Here is a 20190-nt window from a genome sequence, read left to right as displayed (position 1 = left end):
TCGACAGTTGTGCAAGCCCCGATCGATGAAATTCGTTGTTTGCGAGACTGAGACCGACGGATTTCGCAGATGTGAGGGGATCAGGGGTGTTGAAAACGTGGGCTCAGCGATTAGTCTGGGCATCTCAGTGATTGGACACACCCAACCTTGGAGGGCCGGCAGTGAGCACCGAGCTGCGTCGTCTGCGCAACTACATCGACGGTGAGTTCCGGGACGCCGCCGACGGACGGACCACGGAGGTGGTCAACCCCGCGACGGGCGAGGCGTACGCCACCGCGCCGCTGTCCGGCCAGGCGGACGTCGACGCCGCCATGGAGGCCGCCGCGCGCGCCTTCCCGGCCTGGCGCGACACCACCCCGGCGGAGCGCCAGAAGGCCCTGCTGAAGATCGCGGACGCGTTCGAGGAGCGGGCCGAGGACCTCATCGCGGCCGAAGTGGAGAACACGGGCAAGCCGACCGGGCTGACCCGCTCCGAGGAGATCCCCCCGATGGTCGACCAGATCCGCTTCTTCGCGGGCGCGGCGCGACTGCTGGAGGGCCGCTCGGCCGGCGAGTACATGGAGGGGATGACCTCGATCATCCGCCGTGAGCCGGTCGGCGTCTGCGCGCAGGTCGCGCCGTGGAACTACCCGATGATGATGGCCGTGTGGAAGTTCGCCCCGGCGATCGCCGCGGGCAACACCGTCGTGCTGAAGCCGTCGGACACCACCCCGGCCTCCACCGTGCTGATCGCCGAGATCCTCGGCGAGATCCTGCCCAAGGGTGTCTTCAACGTCGTCTGCGGCGACCGCGAGACCGGCCGGGCGATGGTCGAGCACCCGACCCCGGCGATGGCCTCCATCACCGGCTCGGTGCGCGCGGGCATGGCGGTCGCCGAGTCCGCCGCCAAGGACGTCAAGCGCGTCCACCTGGAGCTGGGCGGCAAGGCCCCGGTCGTCGTCTTCCAGGACACCGACATCGCCAAGGCCGTCGAGGACATCTCCCTGGCGGGCTTCTTCAACGCCGGCCAGGACTGTACGGCCGCCACGCGCGTGCTCGTGCACGAGTCGATCCACGACGAGTTCGTCTCCGCGCTCGCCAAGGCCGCCTCCGAGACCAAGACCGGCCAGCCGGACGACGAGGACGTGCTCTTCGGCCCGCTGAACAACCCCAACCAGCTCAAGCAGGTCGAGGGCTTCATCGAGCGGCTGCCCGCCCACGCGCGCGTGGAGGCCGGCGGCAAGCGTGTCGGCGACCAGGGCTACTTCTTCGCGCCCACCGTGGTCTCCGGTCTCAAGCAGGACGACGAGATCATCCAGAACGAGGTCTTCGGCCCGGTCATCACCGTCCAGTCCTTCGCGGACGAGGACCAGGCCGTCGAGTGGGCCAACGGCGTCGAGTACGCCCTGGCCTCCTCGGTGTGGACCAAGGACCACGGCCGCGCGATGCGGATGTCCAAGAAGCTCGACTTCGGCTGCGTGTGGATCAACACCCACATCCCGCTGGTCGCCGAGATGCCGCACGGCGGCTTCAAGAAGTCCGGCTACGGCAAGGACCTGTCGGCGTACGGCTTCGAGGACTACACCCGCATCAAGCACGTCATGACGTCCCTGGACGCGTGACACCACCCCTGCGGGTGCGCTGAGGCCGGCCGGCCTCATCCACGGCTCGCGGCCCCGGACGGAGGACGGACCGTCCGGGGCCGCGGTGTGTCCGGCGCCGCCGTGCGCGCCCGAGGCCGCGCATCCCGGCCCCCCCGGGGCGGGCACGGTGATCGACAACCTGTCGGGCAGGCGTCGTTTCGCTCGACGCGGCGTCAATTGATCACGCGTGTCACCGGGCGGCATGCTGCGCCCATGGCCCTCCCACACCAGACCGTCTCCCGCCGTTCACTGCTGAGCGCCCTCGGCGGCACCGCCGCGCTCGGCGCGCTGGCCGGCTGCGGCGTGCCCGCGGCCTACGTCCAGCCCGGCGACCGCGCCGCAGCCGACGACTCCGCCCGCGACAGACGGCTGACGTGGGCGAACTGGCCGCTGTACATCGACACCGACGACGACCACCCGAACCGGCGGCCCACGCTGGAGGCCTTCGAGAGGCAGAGCGGGATCTCCGTCGACTACGTCGAGGAGATCAACGACAACGACGAGTTCTTCGGCAAGATCAGCCCGGCGCTGATGAACCACCAGACCACCGGCCGGGATCTCGTCGTCATCAGCGACTGGATGTGCGCGCGGTTCGTCCGCCTGGGCTGGGTGCAGGAGCTGGACCGCGCCCGGCAGCCGAACGTCGCCCGGTATCTCGACCCGCTGCTGCGCTCCCCGGCCTTCGACCCGGGACGCAGATACACGGTGCCGTGGCAGTCCGGCATCACCGGCATCGCCTACAACCGCCGCAAGCTCGGCCGTGAGATACGGCATGTCTCCGACCTGTGGGCCGACGATCTGCGCGGCCGGGTCACGCTGCTCTCCGGGCTGGACGAGTCCTTCGCGCTGCTGATGCTGGGCAACGGCGTCGACATCACCCGCTGGACGGCGGACGACTTCCACCGGGTCTGCGACCAGGTCCAGGCCCAGGTGCGGCGCGGCCAGATCCGCCGCTTCACCGGCAACGACTACACCAAGGACCTGGTCAGCGGCGACGTCCTGGCCTGCCAGGCCTACTCCGGCGACGTGATCCAGCTGCGCGCGGACAACCCCGACATCGAGTTCGTCGTCCCCGAGGAGGGCGCCGAACTGTGGGCGGAGTCGCTCATGGTCCCGAACCTCGCCCGGCACAAGGCCAACGCCGAGCAGCTGATTGACTACTACTACCGGCCCGAGGTCGCCGCCGAGCTGGCCGCCTGGGTCAACTACGTCTGCCCGGTCCCGGCCGCCCAGCACGTCCTGGCCTCCTCCGACGACAAGGACACCGCGGCCCTCGCGGAGGACCCGCTGATCTTCCCGGACGCGGCCATGCGCCGCCGGCTCGCGATCGCCCGCGACATCACGGCCGGGGAGCGGGTGGAGTTCGCCAAGCGGTGGAACAAGATCGTCGGGTTGTAGGAAAATCGCCCGCGTGGATATTTCATCGCGTGGTGAAAAAGCGAGTGGTGAAGAAACGAGTGGTGCCCAGACGCGTGGTGCCGAGACGCGTGGTGACACGTCGGGTGGTGAAAACCTGTCCGGCTGGGTGACCTTCGGGCTGCTCGCCGCCTGGTCGCTCCACGACCTCGAGGAACTGGCGGCCGGCCCGCGCTGGGTCCGCCGCAGCCTGCCCGGGCTGCGTGAACGGTTCCCGGTCGTGCCCGAGCGGGCATGGCGCCGGATGGAGGCCGTCGACGAGCGGGAGTTCCCCCTGGCGGTCGCGGCCGTCGGCGCGTTCGTCGCCGCCGCGTCGGCCGCCGGGCACGTCAGCGGCGGCCGGGCGGCCCTCTACCAGGCCGCGCTGAACGGCTTCGGCCTCCACGGCCTGGTCCACATGGCCCAGGCCGCAGCCGTACGGGGCTACACCCCCGGGGTCGCGACCTCCCCGCTCGTCGTCGTGCCGTTCACCCTCTGGGCCCGCGGTCGCCTGCGCCGCGCCGGTGTACTGCGCCTGACCCGCCTCCGCGACCTCGCCGTCGCCCTGGCGACAGCCGGCGCCGTCACTGTCGTGGCGCACGCGGCGGCGCGGCGGGCGCTCGGCCGGTGACCTCGGCCGGCGGATCGCCCCGGTTGTCCGCTCGGCGGCCGGGCTGGAGCGTGGTCCGTGGCGTCGCAGTGCCGGAATCCTGTCAACTCGCTTGAGCCGCCGGGGCGTAGGGGCGTCGGGACGGGTCCCTAGGATGCGTCGTTCGCCCGCAGGACGGACGGGACTTCGCGGACGCCCCTAGCCCTGGCGCAGCGCGGTCAGGACGTCGATGCGGTTGGTGGTGATCGAGTCCACGCCCGCTTCGATCAGGCGGCGCATGGCGCGGCGGGTGTCGGGGGTCCAGACGGACAGCAGGTAGCCGTCGCGGTGGACACGCTCGGCCAGGGCGTGGTCCACCAGCGAGAAGCGGTAGTTGAGCCAGCGCGGCCGCACCGCCTCCAGCAGCTCCGGGCGCGGCGGCGCGAGGCTCGTCCAGGTGAGCGCGATCTCCGCGGACGGGTCGGCGGCCCGCAGCGCCAGCATGGCCCGGGCGTCCGCGCAGTAGTACACGCGGTCCTGCGCCCCCGCCTCCCGGACCGCGTCCACGACCCGGCGCGCCGCCTTCACGTCCGGCGTGCCGGGCAGATCGACCATTACCCGGCTGCCGTCCACCGCCACCAGTGCCGCCGCCAGCGTCGGTACCCCGCCGCCGGTCAGCCCCTCCACCTCGGCCAGGGAGAGGCCGAGCAGCGGACGGTCCTGTTCCCACAGCCGCTTCAGCGTCTCGTCGTGCAGGAGAACGGGCACGCCGTCCCGGGTGAGCCGTACGTCGATCTCCACGGCGTCCGCGCCTGCGGCGAGCGCGGAACGCAGGGAGGCGATCGTGTTCTCCCGGACGCGGTACGGGTCGCCGCGGTGCGCCACGGCCGTCAGGGTCTGCATGCGGGCCATTGTGACGGCACCCGGCCCCCGCGTGTCAGGGAGCGAGCCACCGCGCGGTGTAGGCGTCGATCTCCTCGCGGATACGGGTCTTTCCGGCGCCGTCCAGGAAGGAGGCGCCGACGGCGTTCTTCGCCAGCTCGGCGAGGCCCCGTTCGTCGAGGTCGAGCAGCCGGGCGGCGACCGCGTACTCGTTGTTCAGGTCGGTGCCGAACATCGGCGGGTCGTCGGAGTTGATCGTCACCAGGACACCCGCCCGCACGAACTCCCTGATCGGGTGCTCGTCGAGCGTGGCCACCGCGCGCGTGGCGATGTTCGACGTCGGGCACACCTCCAGCGGGATGCGGTGCTCGGCGAGGTGCGCGAGCAGCTTCGCGTCCTGCGCGGAGCTCGTGCCGTGCCCGATGCGCTCGGCGCCCAGGTACGTCAGCGCGTCCCACACGGTCTGCGGGCCCGTGGTCTCGCCGGCGTGCGGCACCGAGTGCAGGCCGGCCGCGATCGCCCGGTCGAAGTACGGCTTGAACTGAGGGCGCGGCACCCCGATCTCCGGCCCGCCGAGCCCGAAGGAGACCAGCCCCTCGGGGCGCACCGCGTCGTCCGTGGCGAGCCGGGCCGTCACCTCGGCGGCCTCCAGGCCGGCCTCGCCGGGGATGTCGAAGCACCAGCGCAGCACCGTGCCGAACTCGGCCTCGGCCGCCTTGCGGGCGTCCTCGATCGCCGCCATGAACGCCCGCTCGTCGATCCCGCGGCGCACGGAGGAGTACGGGGTGATGGTCAGCTCGGCATAACGCACCTGCTGACGCGCCAGGTCGCGGGCCACCTCGTAGGTGAGCAGGCGGACGTCCTCCGGGGTGCGGATCAGGTCGACGACGGACAGGTAGACCTCGATGAAGTGGGCGAAGTCCGTGAATGTGAAGTAGTCGGCCAGCGCCTCGGGATCGGTCGGGACCTTGGAGTCGGGGTGGCGGGCGGCCAGCTCGGAGACGATCCGGGGGGAGGCGGATCCGACGTGGTGCACATGCAGTTCGGCCTTGGGCAGTCCGGCGATGAAGGCGTGCGGATCGCGCGGGACGGGCGCGGCGGCGGCGTCGAAGTGCTCGGTCAAGGGGTCCTCCCCGGGACGGCGCCCCCGGCCGGCGGTGCCGGTGCGGGGACGCGGTGATCGGCTGATCGGTGGTTCCGGCTCATCGTAGGCCGGGGGCGGGGCGGGGAGGACGGGGTGCCGGGGGAGAGGGATGACCGGGTGCCCAGGGGGTGGGCGCAGGAGCGGGCGTGCCGGGTGGGCGCAGGGAAACGGCGCCCTGGGCGGGAGGCCCGTGCTGTCACTTGTCGCCGCGGCTGAGCAGGGGATCCGGGGAGGGGGCCTGGGGAGGGGCGCGAGGTCGGGCCGTAGCATGGCGGGACGTTCGCAGAGGGGGATTCGCGCATGGCCGACGAGACGGGGACGCCGGGGATACCGGGGGTCCCGGGAATTCCGGAGAACGGGACCTCGGAGGGGTCCGGCGCGGGGGAGAGCGCGAGGGTGTCGCTCGGCAAGGGCCCGGCGGCCGGGGGTGCGTCCGCCGCCGACGGCCCCGAGGCGCCCGTCTCCGGAGGCGCGTCCCCTTCCGGCGGACCCGCCCCGTGGGCAGCGCCCGGCGCGGTGGACGGCCCCGGACACACGGTCGCCTCCTCGGGGCCGGTGGCCCATGCGCCGCTGCACGAGCAGCAGACGTTCGTCTCCGTCCCCAGCGGCACGGACGCCCCGCAGCCGCACGCCTGGCCGGAACCGAACCCCTTCGCCGCGCCGCAGTCCGAGCAGGCAGGCGGTGCGAACCCCTTCGCCCCGCCGCAGTCCCAGCACACCGGCGGGTCCCATCCCTTCGCCGCGCCGCAGTCCGAGCAGGCCGGCGGGTCCCATCCCTTCGCCGCGCCGCAGCCGGACCAAGCGGGCGGTGCCAACCCCTTCGCCGCGCCCCACCCGGGCCAGGCCGCCGGCGCGGCCGGTGCCTTCGCGCCCCCGGCCGCATCCTCCGGGCACGGTGAGCCGGTTCCGCCGCCGCCCATCGCGCCGGACGGTCCCGGCCAGGTGGCCTACGGCTACCCCGGCGGTTACGGCTACCCCGGAACGGCCGGCCCTGGCGGTGCCCATGGCCCGCAGGCCCAGGGATACCCGGCCGGCCCGCAGGCGCAGGGATACCCGGCCGGCTACTACGGCTGGTCCGGTATGCAGCCCCTGCCCAGCAACGGCATGGGGACGGCCGGGCTGGTGCTCGGCATCATCGGCGCGGTCATCTTCTGCGCGTGGCCGCTGGCCATCGTCGCGGGCGTCCTCGGGGTGATCTTCGGAGCGATCGGCCGCAGCAAGGCCAAGCGCGGCGAGGCCACCAACCCGGGTCAGGCCCTGGCCGGCATCATCTGCGGCGCCGCGGGCATCGTCCTCGGCGTCGGCTTCCTGGTCCTGGTGATCGCGGCCTCCTGACACCGGCGCACCCGGGCCGGTGTCCCGTTCCGGGTGCCGCGACGCAGGTCCGTCCCTTCACCGAGGCACCGGCCCGCCCTGACCCAGGCAGCAGACCGCTCTGCCGACCGCGCCACCGGCCCGCTCTCACACCGGCCGCAGACCAATCCACCGGCCCACGCTCACTAGGCCCGCAGACCGCGCCGTCGGCCCCGCCCTCAAGCCGGCCGCCGGCCCGCTCTCACACCGCCCGCAGACCGCTCCACCGGCCGCGATCCCGCAGGCCCGCAGACCGCGCCATCGGCCCGCGCTCGCACCGGCCGGAGACCGCTCTCACACCGCCCGCAGGCCGATCCGCTCCCGTGCCTCCATCAGTGCGAAGCCCAGCAGGTTCGGTCCCCGCCACCGCTCCGGGTCCGTCGCCGCCTCGTCGTCCGCCGCGAGGCCGATGCCCCAGACGCGGTCGACGGGGCTGGCCTCGACCAGCACCCGGTCCCCGGTGCCCAGCAGGAACGCCCGCAGCTCCGGGTCGGCCGAGAACTTGTGCACGCTGCCCTCGACGACGATCCGGAACCGCTCGCGCTCCCAGACCGCCTCGTCGAAGTCCCGCACCAGGCGCCCCGCCTTCTTCGCCTCCGACGGATGAGCGGCGGCCAGGATCTGCCGCTCCGCCTCCGCGTCGCCGAACAGCCTGGCCTTGCCGGCCATCATCCAGTGCTCGGCCGTGGCGTACCGCACGCCGTCGATCACGAACGGTGAGGGCCACCACTGGCTCAGACAGCTCGCGCCCACGCGCCCGTCGGGGCGCGGCCGGTGCCCCCAGAAGCAGAGGTACTTGATCCTCGCCCCCGCGCGGACCGCCCTGACCAGGGTTTCCCGAGAATCGATCTTCGTCATGCACGGGAGTCTGGCACGCGCCACTGACACTGCGTCCGGCCTTTTCCCGTATCACTCGACACCTGGTCGACCGAATTCGTCGCGTAACCGAAAGGCAACAACGGAATCCCTTGTCCGCCTCCAGGGCCTCTGTCAGGATCGGCACTCAAATCGAGCTGTAGCTACGCCACCCACCCCCCACGGGACAGCCATCCACCCCCTCACGGGACAGGGGGACGACGGCGGAGGAGAGCGACATGCACAACCCGGGCACCACCCCGGAGAGGTCCGTGGAATTCCCCGCACAGGAGCGTTTCGCGGACGGCGCGCAGTACATCGCGGGACGTCTCACCCGGGGCACCTCGGGCCGTACCCACGCGGTCGTCGACCCGGCCACCGGCGAGGAGGTCTTCACCTACGAGCTGGCGGGGGCCGACGACGTCGACGCGGCCGTGGCCGCCGCCCGCGCGGCCTTCCCCGGCTGGGCCGGTGCCACGCCCGCGGAGCGGTCCGACGCCCTGCACCGCTTCGCCTCGGTCCTGGCCGACCGGGCGGAGGACTTCGCCCGCGCGGAGTCCCTGCAGTGCGGCAAGCCGCTCAAGCTCACCCGCGAGTTCGACGTGCCGGGGACGGTCGACAACGCCGCCTTCTTCGCCGGTGCCGCGCGGCACCTCCAGGGGCAGTCGGCCGGTGAGTACTCCGGCGACCACACGTCGTACGTCCGCCGTGAGCCGATCGGGGTCGTCGGGTCCATCGCGCCGTGGAACTACCCGCTGCAGATGGCGGCCTGGAAGATCCTCCCGGCGATCGCCGCGGGCAACACCATCGTGCTGAAGCCCGCCGAGCTGACCCCGCTCACCTCGCTGCTGTTCGCCGAGGCCGCCACCGCGGCCGGCATTCCCGACGGTGTGATCAACGTCGTCACCGGGACCGGGAAGGAGGCCGGTGAGCGCCTGGTGGGTCACCCGGACGTGGCCATGACCTCCTTCACCGGCTCCACCGCCGTCGGCAAGCGGGTCGCCGAGATCGCCACCGCCACCGTCAAGCGCCTGCACCTGGAACTGGGCGGCAAGGCCCCCTTCCTGGTCTTCGACGACGCCGACCTGGACGCGGCCGTCAACGGCGCGGTCGCCGGCGCGCTCATCAACACCGGGCAGGACTGCACGGCCGCCACGCGCGCGTACGTGCAGCGCCCCCTGTACGAGGAGTTCGTCGCCCGGACAGCCGCGCTGATGGAGACGGTGCGGCTCGGCGGTCCCTTCGCCTCCGGCACCGACCTCGGACCGTTGATCTCGCACGCCCAGCGCGACCGCGTGGCCGGCTTCGTCGACCGGGCGCGTGCCTACGCGCGCGTGGTCACCGGCGGCGAGGCACCCGGCGGCGAGCTGGCCAAGGGCGCCTACTACCGGCCCACCCTGGTCGCCGACGCGCCGCAGGACAGCGAGATCGTGCAGGCGGAGATCTTCGGCCCCGTGTTGGTCGTCCTGCCGTTCGACAGCGACGATGAAGGCATCCGGCTGGCCAACGACACCCCCTACGGCCTCGCCGCCTCCGCGTGGAGCCGGGACGTGTACCGGGCGAACCGTGCGACACGCGAGATCAAGGCGGGGTGCGTGTGGATCAACGACCACATCCCGATCATCAGCGAGATGCCCCACGGCGGCTACAAAGCGTCCGGCTTCGGCAAGGACATGTCATCGTACTCGTTCGAGGAGTACACGCAGATCAAGCACGTCATGTTCGACAACACGGCGGTCGTCAGGAAGGACTGGCACCGCACGATCTTCGGGGACCGATAGCCACGACGGGCCTGCCACCACGGCCCATCCCTCCCGAAAGGGCAACCACGCGCATGGAGCAGTACGAGCCCGACCGCCTGACCCCGGCCCAAGCGGCCGCCATGCGGCGCAGTTTCACCAACGGGCGGGCCGCCCTCACCCGCCGATCGCTGCTGCGTGCCTCGGCGGGCGGCGCGCTCGCGGTCGGCGGACTCGGGGCGCTGAGCGCCTGCGGGATCCCCGCGGCCGGCAAGACGGCGGGCGGCACGTCCGCCGAGGACCACTCGGCGCAGGAGAAGACCGTCAACTTCTCCAACTGGACCGAGTACATGGACGTCGACGACGCGGGCAAGCACCACCCGACGCTCGACCAGTTCACCCGGCGCACCGGCATCACGGTCCGCTACACCGAGGACATCAACGACAACAACGAGTTCTTCGGCAAGATCCAGCCGCAGCTCGCCGCGGGCCAGGACACCGGCCGCGACCTGATCGTCCTCACCGACTGGATGGCCGCCCGGCTGATCCGCCTGGGCTGGGTGCAGAAGCTGGACCCGGCGCACCTGCCGCACGCCTACGCCAACCTCTCGCAGCAGTTCCGCAACCCCGACTGGGACCCGGGGCGCGCGTACTCCTACCCCTGGCAGGGCATCTCCACGGTCATCGCCTACAACAAGAAGGCCCTCGGCGGCGTCGAGGTGAAGTCGGTCTCCGACCTGCTCGACAACAAGAAGCTCAAGGGCCGTGTCGGCTTCCTCACCGAGATGCGCGACAGCATCGGCATGACGCTGCTGGACATGGGCAAGGACCCGGCGAAGTTCACCGACGACGACTTCGACGCCGCCATCGCCCGTCTGCAGAAGGGCGTGGACAGCGGCCAGATCCGCCGCTTCACCGGCAACGACTACACCTCCGACCTCACCAAGGGCGACCTCGCCGCCTGTCTGGCGTGGGCCGGTGACGTCGTCCAGCTGAAGGCGGACAGCCCGGACGTCGACTTCGTCATCCCGGACAGCGGCTACATCACCTCGACCGACGTGATGCTGATCCCCAACAAGGCGCGTCACAAGACCAACGCCGAGCGGCTCATGGACTACTACTACGAGCCGCAGCCGGCCGCCGAGCTCGCCGCCTACATCAACTACGTCTGTCCGGTCGACGGCGTGAAGGCGGAGCTTGCGAAGATCGACAAGGATGCGGCGAACAACCCGCTGATCATCCCCGACAAGGCCATGCAGGCGAGGTCTCACCCCTTCCGCTCCCTGACGCAGAAGGAAGAGACCGCCTACGAACAGAAATTCGCGAAGCTCACTGGGGCGTGACGATCATGACGACGACAGACCACAGCGGCGACGTCCGCCTCTCCGGGATCAGCAAGACCTACGACAACGGCTTCACCGCCGTACAGCCGCTCGACCTGACCGTGCCGCAGGGCTCCTTCTTCGCCCTGCTCGGTGCCTCCGGCTGCGGCAAGACCACCACCCTGCGCATGATCGCCGGCCTGGAGGAGCCCACCACGGGCACCGTACGGCTCGGCGACCAGGACGTGACCCACCTGCCGCCCTACAAGCGGCCCGTGAACACGGTCTTCCAGTCCTACGCCCTCTTCCCGCACCTCGACATCTTCGAGAACGTCGCCTTCGGTCTGCGCCGGCGCGGCATCAAGAGCGTGAAGAAGCAGGTCGAGGACATGCTGGAGCTGGTCCAGCTCGGTGAGCAGGCGCGCAAGAAGCCGCACCAGCTCTCCGGTGGCCAGCAGCAGCGCGTCGCGGTCGCCCGCGCGCTGATCAACCACCCGAAGGTGCTGCTCCTCGACGAGCCGCTCGGCGCGCTCGACCTGAAGCTGCGCCGCCAGATGCAGCTGGAGCTCAAGCGCATCCAGACGGAGGTCGGCATCACCTTCGTGCACGTCACGCACGACCAGGAGGAGGCCATGACCATGGCCGACACGGTCGCCGTGATGAACGCGGGCCGGGTCGAGCAGCTCGGCGCGCCCTCCGACCTGTACGAGAACCCGCAGACCACCTTCGTCGCGAACTTCCTCGGCACCTCCAACCTGATCGAGGCCGAGGTCGACACCAAGAGCGGCGACGACATCGTCCTCAAGGCGGGCGGCGGCAAGCTGGTCCTGCCGCAGGCCCGATGTTCTGCACCCGCCACCGCGGGCGGCAAGGTGCTGGTCGGCATCCGCCCGGAGAAGATCGCGCTCACGCACGCCGACGACGCGGGCTCGATCCCCGAGGGCCGCAACCGCGTCACCGGCAAGATCGCCGACGCCAGCTTCATCGGCGTCTCCACGCAGTACGTCATCGACAGCCCCGTCTGCGACGAGCTCGCGGTGTACGTGCAGAACGTCGAGCGCGACGGCCGCCTCGTCCCCGGCGCCGACGTCGTCCTGCACTGGAACCCGGCGCACACGTTCGGCATGGACGCGACCCAGGACATCGACGCGGGCACCGAGGAAGAGGCGGCGGCCTGATGTCGACGCTCACCGAGGCGCCCCCGCCGCTCACCCCGACCGCACCGGAGAAGAAGCCGCCGCGCAAGCGGGGCCGCTTCACGCCGTACTGGCTGCTGCTGCCCGGCATGCTGTGGCTGATCGTGTTCTTCGCGCTGCCGATGATCTACCAGGGCTCCACCTCCGTGCAGACCGGCTCCCTGGAGACCGGCTACAAGGTCACCTGGCACTTCGCGACCTACTGGGACGCGCTGGCCGAGTACTGGCCGCAGTTCCTGCGCTCGGTCGCCTACGCGGCCGCCGCGACCGTGCTGTGCCTGCTGCTCGGCTACCCGCTGGCGTATCTGATCGCTTTCCGCGCGGGCCGCTGGAAGAACCTGGTCATGATCCTGGTGATCGCGCCGTTCTTCACCAGCTTCCTGATCCGCACCCTCGCCTGGAAGACGATCCTCGCCGACGGCGGCCCGGTCGTCGGCGCCCTGAACACGCTGCACGTCCTGGACGTCACCACCTGGCTCGGCTGGACGGCCGGCGACCGGGTGCTCGCCACCCCGCTCGCGGTGGTGTGCGGTCTGACGTACAACTTCCTGCCGTTCATGATCCTGCCGCTGTACACGTCCCTGGAGCGCATCGACGGGCGGCTGCACGAGGCGGCCGGCGACCTGTACGCCCGGCCGTGGACCACCTTCCGCAAGGTGACCTTCCCGCTGTCGATGCCGGGCGTCGTCTCCGGCACGCTGCTCACCTTCATCCCGGCGGCCGGTGACTACGTCAACGCCGAACTGCTCGGCTCCACCGACACCCGCATGATCGGCAACGTCATCCAGACACAGTTCCTGCGGATCCTGGACTATCCGACGGCCGCCGCGCTGTCCTTCATCCTCATGGCGGCGATCCTCCTCATGGTCACCATCTACATCCGCAGGTCCGGGACGGAGGATCTGGTCTAAATGCCCTTCGTCAACTGGTTCAAGAAGAAGCTCGTCGTCATCGCGGGCCTGTTCACCCTCGGCTATCTGCTGCTGCCGAACATCGTCGTCACGGTGTTCTCCTTCAACAAACCCAAGGGCCGCTTCAACTACGAGTGGCAGCAGTTCTCCACGGACGCCTGGAAGGACCCATGCGGAGTCGCCGACATGTGCGGCTCGCTCGGCATCAGCCTCCAGATCGCGGTGTGGGCCACCATCGGCGCCACCCTGCTCGGCACGATGATCGCGTTCGCGCTGGTGCGCTACCGCTTCCGCGCCCGCGGCGTGGTCAACTCGCTGATCTTCCTGCCGATGGCGATGCCCGAGGTCGTCATGGCGGCCTCGCTGCTCACCCTGTTCCTCAACATGGGCGCGCCGCTCGGCTTCTGGACGATCCTCATCGCGCACATCATGTTCTGCCTCAGCTTCGTCGTCACCGCGGTCAAGGCGCGCGTGATGTCGATGGACCCGCGTCTCGAGGAGGCCGCCCGGGACCTGTACGCCGGTCCCGCGCAGACCTTCCTGCGGGTCACCCTGCCCATCGCGGCCCCCGGAATCGCCGCGGGCGCGCTGCTCGCCTTCGCGCTCTCCTTCGACGATTTCATCATCACCAATTTCAACGCCGGCTCGACCGTCACCTTCCCCATGTTCGTGTGGGGTTCGGCGCAGCGCGGCACGCCCGTCCAGATCAATGTCATCGGTACGGCCATGTTCCTGGTCGCCGTGTTGTGCGTGCTGTTCGCCATGGTGGTCGGAAACCGCCGTACCAAGCAAAAGGCGTAAGCCCCTTTTCGCACACCCTCGTAGGGAGTTGAAATCATGGCCCCAAGCGCCATGAGCCGTTGGACAGAGTCTCTTTCCGAAGCGCAGCCGGTCCCGTACTGGCTGGACGACCCCGGCAGGCCGCGCCCCGAGCCCGCGCTGACCGCCACCGACTCCTGCGACCTGCTGGTCGTCGGAGGCGGATACAGCGGACTGTGGACCGCGCTCATCGCCAAGGAGCGCGACCCGCAGCGGGACGTGGTCCTGCTGGAAGGCCGCGAGGTGGGCTGGGCCGCCTCCGGCCGCAACGGCGGCTTCTGCGCCGCCTCCCTCACCCACGGGCTGCCCAACGGGCTGACCCGCTGGCCGGGGGAGATCGAGAAGCTCGAGGAGCTGGGCCGGCGCAACCTCGACGCGATCGAGCAGGCGGTGGCCCGTTACGCCATCGACTGCGACTTCGAGCGCACCGGTGAGATCGACGTGGCGACCGAGCCGTACCAGGCGTGGGAGCTGCGCGACTGGTACGACGAGCTGGAGGCCAAGGGGCTCGCCGAGGGCATCGAGTTCCTCGACGCCGACGCGGTGCGCGCGCAGGTGAACTCCCCGACCTTCGAGGCGGGCCTGTGGGACCGCAGGGGCGTGGCGATGCTGAACCCGGCCAAGCTAGCCTGGGGCCTCAAGCGCGCCTGCCTCGACCTGGGCGTACGCGTCTACGAGCGCACCCCCGCCCTCACCCTGAAGGCGTACGGCGCCGGCATGGCCGTGCGCACGCCGTACGGTCAGGTCCGCGCCCGGCAGGTGGCGCTCGGCACCAACATCTTCCCGAGCCTGGTCAAGCGGGTGCGCTCCTACACGGTGCCCGTCTACGACTACGCGCTGATGACCGAGCCGCTGACGGCCGAGCAGCTGAAGTCGATCGGCTGGGAGAACCGGCAGGGCCTCGGCGACTCGGCGAACCAGTTCCACTACTTCCGGCTGTCCGCCGACAACCGCATCCTGTGGGGCGGTTACGACGCGATCTACCCCTACGGCGGCCGGGTGCGGTCCGAGTACGACGACCGCCCCGAGACCTACGCCAAGCTGGCGGGGCACTTCTTCACCTGCTTCCCGCAGCTGGAGGGCGTGCGGTTCTCGCACGCGTGGGGCGGCGCGATCGACACCTGCTCGCGCTTCTCGGCGTTCTTCGGCACCGCCCATCAGGACCGGGTGGCGTACGCGGCGGGCTACACGGGCCTCGGCGTCGGCGCGACCCGCTTCGGCGCGGAGGTGATGCTGGACCTGCTGGCGGGCGAGCGCACCGAGCGCACCGCGCTGGAGATGGTCCGCAAGAAGCCGCTGCCGTTCCCGCCGGAGCCGTTCGCCTGGACCGGCATCGCCCTCACCAAGTGGTCCCTGGCCCGCGCGGACGCCCACGGCGGCCGCCGCAACCTGTGGCTGCGCACGATGGACAAGCTGGGGCTCGGCTTCGACAGCTGACGTGCGTGACCCGGATCACTCCAACGGGTTGCCACAACCCGCGTAATGCTCCCGGAAGACCTCCCTCTGAACTCGTGGCGCTCGCGGCGCGCACCGCGTCGCGGCACGTGTTCGAGACAGGGAGGTCTTCTCATGGCAGGGGCGAAGACGGCGGTGGAGTGGCTGGCATCGGTGGCGCCGGATCCCGAGGCCTGCCGCTGGGAGTGGGAGCGCAGTCCGCTCGGGGTCGCGCTGCTGCCCGCCGGCCGGGCCTGGGACGTGCTGATCCTGCCGGGCGACCTCGGCTACCCGACGCTGGACGTCCTCACCCGCATCCTGGACCGGCCCGGGCCCGTCCTGGTCGACTTCGGCGACCACCGCATGGGCTTCTTCGTGCCGCCGGGGACCGCGGGGCGCTGGGTCGGCACCGGCGTCCGCTCGGCCGGGGCCGGCACCTGGATCGTGGTGCCCCGTCCCGGCCGGTCCGCCGGTGCGGTGCGCTGGCTCGTGCAGCCGGACGGCTCCGGCACGCTGACCGACCCGGCGCTGCTGGAGCTGGCGATGCACGAGGCGGCGGCGGCCCTGGCGGCCGGGGGCGAGGAGGGCTGATCCGCCGGAGGCCTTGACAACAGGATTGGTCTGGACCAAGTTGGGCGCGCTCCACCCCTCCACTTCCCCCATGCCCGGAGGCACTTGTGGACCGCACCAGACCCCTGGCCGCCCTGATCGCGGCCGCCGTCCTGACCCTCCCCGGTATCACCGCGCTCTCGTCGGCCGCCCGTGCGGCCGACGCGAACCTCACGGTGAACGGCGGCTTCGAGTCGGGCCTCGACGGCTGGACCTGCCCCGCCGGACAGACCGTCACCTCACCGGTGCACAGCGGCACTCACGCGCTGCAGGCCACCCCGGCCGGCAACGACAACGCCCAGTGCGCCCAGACGGTGAGCGTGCAGCCGAACGCGCAGTACACGCTGTCCGGTTACGTCCGCGGCTCCTACGTCTACCTCGGCGCGAGCGGCACCGGCACCACCGACGTCTCCACCTGGACCCAGTCCGCCCCCGACTGGCAGCAGCTCACCACCACCTTCCGCACCGGCGCCACCACGACCGCGGTCACCCTCTACACCCACGGCTGGTACGGCACCGGCGCCTACCAGGCCGACGACCTCACCCTCACCGGCCCCGGCGGCACGAGCACGCAGCCGCCCGCCGCCCCGGCCGCCCCGACCCTCGGCACCGTCACCTCCACGTCCGTCGCCCTGTCCTGGCCGGCCGTTCCGGGCGCCACCGGCTACGCCGTCTACCGGGACGGCACGAAGGTGCAGACGGTGACCGGTACGACGGCGACGGTGACCGGCCTCGCCCCCTCGACGTCGTACTCCTTCCAGGTCACCGCGACCAGCGGCGCCGGCGAGTCCGCGAAGTCGGCGGCCGTGACGGCGACGACCGGCGCGAGCACCGGCGGCGGCTCCGGCGACCTCCCCCCGCACGCCCTGGTCGGCTACCTCCACGCGAGCTTCGCCAACGGCGCCGGCTACACCCGCCTGGCCGACGTCCCCGACAGCTGGGACGTCATCGACCTGGCCTTCGGCGAGCCCACCTCGGCCACCTCCGGCGACATCCGCTTCACCCGCTGCCCGGTCACCGAGTGCCCGACCGCCGAGTCGGACGCCGAGTTCAAGGCGGCGGTCAAGGCCAAGCAGGCGGCCGGCAAGAAGGTCCTGATCTCCATCGGCGGCCAGAACGGCCAGGTCCAGCTGACGACGACGGCGGCCCGCGACACCTTCGTCACCTCCGTCTCGAAGATCATCGACGAGTACGGGCTCGACGGCCTCGACGTCGACTTCGAGGGCCACTCCCTGTCGCTCGCCGCCGACGACACCGACTTCCGGAACCCGAAGACCCCGGTGATCGTCAACCTGATCTCCGCGCTGAAGACGCTGAAGGCGAAGTACGGCGCGAAGTTCGTGCTGACGATGGCCCCCGAGACCTTCTTCGTGCAGAACGGCTACCAGTACTACGGCACCGGCAAATGGGGCGGCCAGGATCCGCGCTGCGGGGCGTACCTGCCGGTGATCCACGCCCTGCGCGACGATCTGACCCTGCTGCACGTCCAGGACTACAACTCCGGCCCGATCATGGGCCTCGACAACCAGTACCACTCCATGGGCGGCGCCGACTTCCACATCGCGATGACCGACATGCTGCTCACCGGCTTCCCCGTCGCCGGTGACCCCACCCGTGTCTTCCCGCCCCTGCGCCCCGACCAGATCGCCATCGGCATGCCCGCCTCCACCAACGCCGGCAACGGCTACGTCACCCCGGCCGAGGTCACCAAGACCCTCGACTGCCTGACGCGGAAGACCAACTGCGGTTCCTACACGCCCCACGGCACCTGGCCGTCCCTGCGCGGCCTGATGACATGGTCGGTCAACTGGGACCGCTTCGCGGGCTGGGAGTTCCAGCGGACGTTCGACGGCTACTTCGGCTGATCACGCGCCACAGTGCCGTCAGCAGGACGGTGGCCAGGCACCAACTGGCCACCACGTCCAGCGGCCAGTGGTACCCCCTGAGCAGAAGTCCGGTGGACACGGCGAGGACCAGTGCCGTGCACACGGCGACGGTGACGCGACGGGCGGTGGGGGAGCGGAGCCAGGGCAGCAGGAGCAGGGCCGCGGCGCCGTAGGCCACCGCTGCCGTCGCCGTGTGTCCGGACGGGAAGTAACCGACGGCCGGGGGCATCACCGGGGTGCTGGGGCGGGCGGTCCAGTCCTTGAGGGGGACGACCACGGCCGGGACCAGCGCCATGGTGAGCGCCGCCGCGGCGGGAGGGAGCCACCAGCGGCCCAGGCCCGCGGCCCGGCCGCGCCAGGCGGCCCAGACCACCGCCAGGACCAGCACCGGCACCGCGACCTCCACGTTGCCGAGGTCGGAGAGCAGCTCCCAGAAGCGGTCCGGGTGCACGATGTCGCCGCTGAGATGCTCGTCGGCCGTGAGCAGCGGGCCGTCGGTGACGACCTGCCAGGTGATGAGGGCGAGGAGCAGAGCCGGCAGGAGCAGCAGAAGCATGGGGCCCATGATCCGTCAGCGGACGGCGGGCCGGGGGGAGAAGGAGGCCGGCCGCCCCGGAACAGGGGGGGTGGTTCCGGGGCGGCCGAACTGACCGGAACGTCGCGCGCCCCGGGGGGTTTGGGGCGGGCGACCGTCCGATCGGTGAGGAGATCCGGAGCCCAGGGGCTCCGTCTGTGTGCGCGAGGCACGACCAGGTCGAAGCTGGGGAGGCCTCGGCCTGAGATCACCCACAGTCCCCTGTGGGCGGGGGTGTATCTCTCATCTGGGTAGAACCTACGGCAGGGGATGCGCGGGGAACAGCAGGAACGGCGTCCTGTCATCCACCTCGCACACCTTCTTCACACCCTCTGCCGCAGGGCCGCCGGACGTGCGCACCAGGTGCGTGCGCACGTCGCACTCAGATGCGGGTGAAGGCCTGCTCGATGATGTCGAGGCCCTCGTTCAGCAGGTCGTCGCCGATGACCAGCGGCGGCAGGAAGCGCAGCACGTTGCCGTAGGTGCCGCAGGTCAGGACCAGCAGGCCCTCCTGGTGGCAGGCCTTGGCCAGGGCGGCGGCCGCCTCGGCGTTCGGCTCCTTGGTGTCGCGGTCCTTGACCAGCTCGATGGCGATCATCGCGCCACGGCCGCGGATGTCGCCGATGATGTCGAACTTCTCGGCCATGGCGGTGAGGCGGGACTTCATGATCGCCTCGATGTTCTTCGCCTTGGCGTTGAGGTCCAGCTCCTTCATCGTCTCGATGGCGCCGAGCGCACCGGCGCAGGCCACCGGGTTGCCGCCGTAGGTGCCGCCCAGGCCGCCCGCGTGCGCGGCGTCCATGATCTCGGCGCGGCCGGTCACCGCGGCCAGCGGCAGACCGCCGGCGATGCCCTTGGCGGTGGTGATCAGGTCCGGGACGATGCCCTCGTCCTCGCAGGCGAACCACTGGCCGGTGCGGCAGAAGCCGGACTGGATCTCGTCGGCGACGAAGACGATGCCGTTGTCGTTGGCGAACTTTACGATCTCCGGCAGGAAGCCCTTGGCCGGCTCGATGAAGCCGCCCTCGCCGAGCACCGGCTCGATGATGATCGCGGCCACGTTGTCCGCGCCGACCTGCTTGGTGATCTGCTCGATGGCCTGCTTGGCGGCCTCGGGGCCGCAGTTCTCCGCACCGGTGGGCCAGCGGTAGCCGTAGGCGACCGGGACGCGGTAGACCTCGGGGGCGAACGGACCGAAGCCGTTCTTGTACGGCATGTTCTTCGCCGTCAGCGCCATCGTGAGGTTGGTGCGGCCGTGGTAGCCGTGGTCGAAGACGACGACGGCCTGGCGCTTGGTGTACGCACGGGCGATCTTGACGGCGTTCTCGACGGCCTCGGCGCCCGAGTTGAACAGGGCCGACTTCTTCGCGTGGTCACCCGGCGTGAGCTCGGCCAGCGCCTCGGCGACGGCCACGTAGCCCTCGTAGGGGGTGACCATGAAACAGGTGTGGGTGAAGTCGGCGAGCTGCGCGGAGGCGCGGCGCACCACGGCCTCGGCGGAGGCGCCGACGGAGGTCACGGCGATGCCGGAGCCGAAGTCGATCAGGCTGTTGCCGTCGACGTCCTCGATGACGCCGCCGCCGGCGCGCGTGACGAACACCGGCAGCGTGGAGCCCACGCCCTGCGCGACCGCGGCGAGACGGCGGGCCTGAAGCTCCTGCGACTTCGGGCCGGGGATGGCGGTGACGACGCGGCGCTCCTGCGGAAGTGCGGTCATGCGGGGCTCCTGGGGGTTTTGCGGATGCTTGCCTTCTTTTCTCGCAGGCTAAGACGGGGGAGGAGGGGCGGGCATGCTCCATGTGGGCGTTGTCGGGGATGCCCGTTGTCCGTGATGGATATAGAGGTGGGGGCGGCAGGCGA

The 20190-nt window shown here is 71.0% G+C and carries 17 protein-coding genes; 12 read left to right on the top strand and 5 right to left on the bottom strand.

All coding sequences use genetic code 11. The features are described from left to right. The first annotated feature begins 161 nt into the window (after positions 1-161). From AB0E88_RS11175 to AB0E88_RS11165, 3 genes are all read left to right on the top strand, one after another. Entirely contained in the window at positions 162-1601 is a 1440-nt protein-coding gene (locus AB0E88_RS11175) for a gamma-aminobutyraldehyde dehydrogenase (RefSeq protein WP_361627514.1), read from the top strand. Positions 1602-1835: 234 nt separating this feature from the next. Beyond that, positions 1836-3020, top strand: a complete 1185-nt coding sequence (locus AB0E88_RS11170; RefSeq protein WP_361627511.1) for a spermidine/putrescine ABC transporter substrate-binding protein — start codon at positions 1836-1838, stop codon at positions 3018-3020. A gap of 127 nt (positions 3021-3147) precedes the next feature. Beyond that, positions 3148-3648, top strand: coding sequence for an HXXEE domain-containing protein (locus AB0E88_RS11165; protein ID WP_361627508.1), 501 nt, complete (start codon positions 3148-3150; stop codon positions 3646-3648). Between the two features lie 177 nt (positions 3649-3825). Here AB0E88_RS11165 and AB0E88_RS11160 read toward each other — a convergent pair whose 3' ends face one another. Together AB0E88_RS11160 and AB0E88_RS11155 are read right to left on the bottom strand one after the other, a co-directional pair. Continuing rightward, positions 3826-4509 carry a glycerophosphodiester phosphodiesterase gene (locus tag AB0E88_RS11160; RefSeq protein WP_361627505.1) on the bottom strand — a complete coding sequence of 228 codons (684 nt, stop codon included), beginning with the start codon at positions 4507-4509 and terminating at the stop codon, positions 3826-3828. Between the two features lie 34 nt (positions 4510-4543). After that, positions 4544-5743, bottom strand: a complete 1200-nt coding sequence (locus AB0E88_RS11155; protein WP_361628012.1) for an adenosine deaminase — start codon at positions 5741-5743, stop codon at positions 4544-4546. A 189-nt stretch (positions 5744-5932) separates the two neighbouring features. Here AB0E88_RS11155 and AB0E88_RS11150 point away from each other — a divergent pair, with 189 nt between their 5' ends. Continuing rightward, on the top strand, positions 5933-6967 hold the full coding sequence (locus tag AB0E88_RS11150) for a hypothetical protein (protein WP_361627502.1): 1035 nt from the start codon (positions 5933-5935) through the stop codon (positions 6965-6967). 312 nt (positions 6968-7279) lie between these two features. On the opposite strand, the gene AB0E88_RS11145 is transcribed toward AB0E88_RS11150, so the two are convergent. Next, positions 7280-7843, bottom strand: a complete 564-nt coding sequence (locus AB0E88_RS11145; protein WP_361627499.1) for an NADAR family protein — start codon at positions 7841-7843, stop codon at positions 7280-7282. Positions 7844-8079: 236 nt separating this feature from the next. Between AB0E88_RS11145 and AB0E88_RS11140 the strand changes: the two genes are divergently transcribed. From AB0E88_RS11140 to AB0E88_RS11105, 8 genes are all read left to right on the top strand, one after another. Continuing rightward, the gene (locus AB0E88_RS11140; protein ID WP_361627496.1) at positions 8080-9621 is read left to right on the top strand and encodes a gamma-aminobutyraldehyde dehydrogenase; all 1542 of its coding nucleotides are present in this window, start codon (positions 8080-8082) and stop codon (positions 9619-9621) included. A 53-nt stretch (positions 9622-9674) separates the two neighbouring features. Continuing rightward, positions 9675-10922 (top strand): spermidine/putrescine ABC transporter substrate-binding protein, encoded by a 1248-nt coding sequence (locus tag AB0E88_RS11135; RefSeq protein ID WP_361627493.1) that lies wholly within the window; start codon positions 9675-9677, stop codon positions 10920-10922. Positions 10923-10927: 5 nt separating this feature from the next. Beyond that, positions 10928-12079 carry an ABC transporter ATP-binding protein gene (locus AB0E88_RS11130; RefSeq protein WP_361627490.1) on the top strand — a complete coding sequence of 384 codons (1152 nt, stop codon included), beginning with the start codon at positions 10928-10930 and terminating at the stop codon, positions 12077-12079. Next, positions 12079-13008 carry an ABC transporter permease gene (locus AB0E88_RS11125; protein ID WP_361627487.1) on the top strand — a complete coding sequence of 310 codons (930 nt, stop codon included), beginning with the start codon at positions 12079-12081 and terminating at the stop codon, positions 13006-13008. The genes AB0E88_RS11130 and AB0E88_RS11125 overlap by 1 nt, the downstream gene beginning before the upstream one ends. Next, positions 13009-13809, top strand: a complete 801-nt coding sequence (locus AB0E88_RS11120; RefSeq protein ID WP_361627484.1) for an ABC transporter permease — start codon at positions 13009-13011, stop codon at positions 13807-13809. A gap of 36 nt (positions 13810-13845) precedes the next feature. After that, complete coding sequence (locus tag AB0E88_RS11115; RefSeq protein WP_361627481.1) at positions 13846-15264, top strand: FAD-dependent oxidoreductase; 1419 nt, start codon at positions 13846-13848, stop codon at positions 15262-15264. Positions 15265-15396: 132 nt separating this feature from the next. Further along, positions 15397-15852 (top strand): hypothetical protein, encoded by a 456-nt coding sequence (locus AB0E88_RS11110; protein ID WP_361627478.1) that lies wholly within the window; start codon positions 15397-15399, stop codon positions 15850-15852. A gap of 86 nt (positions 15853-15938) precedes the next feature. Then, positions 15939-17735 (top strand): glycosyl hydrolase family 18 protein, encoded by a 1797-nt coding sequence (locus AB0E88_RS11105; protein WP_361627475.1) that lies wholly within the window; start codon positions 15939-15941, stop codon positions 17733-17735. Here the strand turns inward: AB0E88_RS11105 and AB0E88_RS11100 are convergent. Both AB0E88_RS11100 and gabT read right to left on the bottom strand, forming a co-directional pair. Then, complete coding sequence (locus AB0E88_RS11100; RefSeq protein ID WP_361627472.1) at positions 17674-18312, bottom strand: phosphatase PAP2 family protein; 639 nt, start codon at positions 18310-18312, stop codon at positions 17674-17676. The genes AB0E88_RS11105 and AB0E88_RS11100 overlap by 62 nt on opposite strands. A gap of 400 nt (positions 18313-18712) precedes the next feature. After that, complete coding sequence (gabT, locus tag AB0E88_RS11095; protein ID WP_361627469.1) at positions 18713-20047, bottom strand: 4-aminobutyrate--2-oxoglutarate transaminase; 1335 nt, start codon at positions 20045-20047, stop codon at positions 18713-18715. Positions 20048-20190 lie beyond the last annotated feature (143 nt).

This window comes from Streptomyces sp. NPDC028635, from assembly GCF_040637635.1.
Taxonomy (GTDB): Bacteria; Actinomycetota; Actinomycetes; order Streptomycetales; family Streptomycetaceae; genus Streptomyces.
The sequence above is the reverse complement of the archived record's forward strand: the minus strand, read 5'-3'. Positions and strand labels throughout refer to the sequence as shown.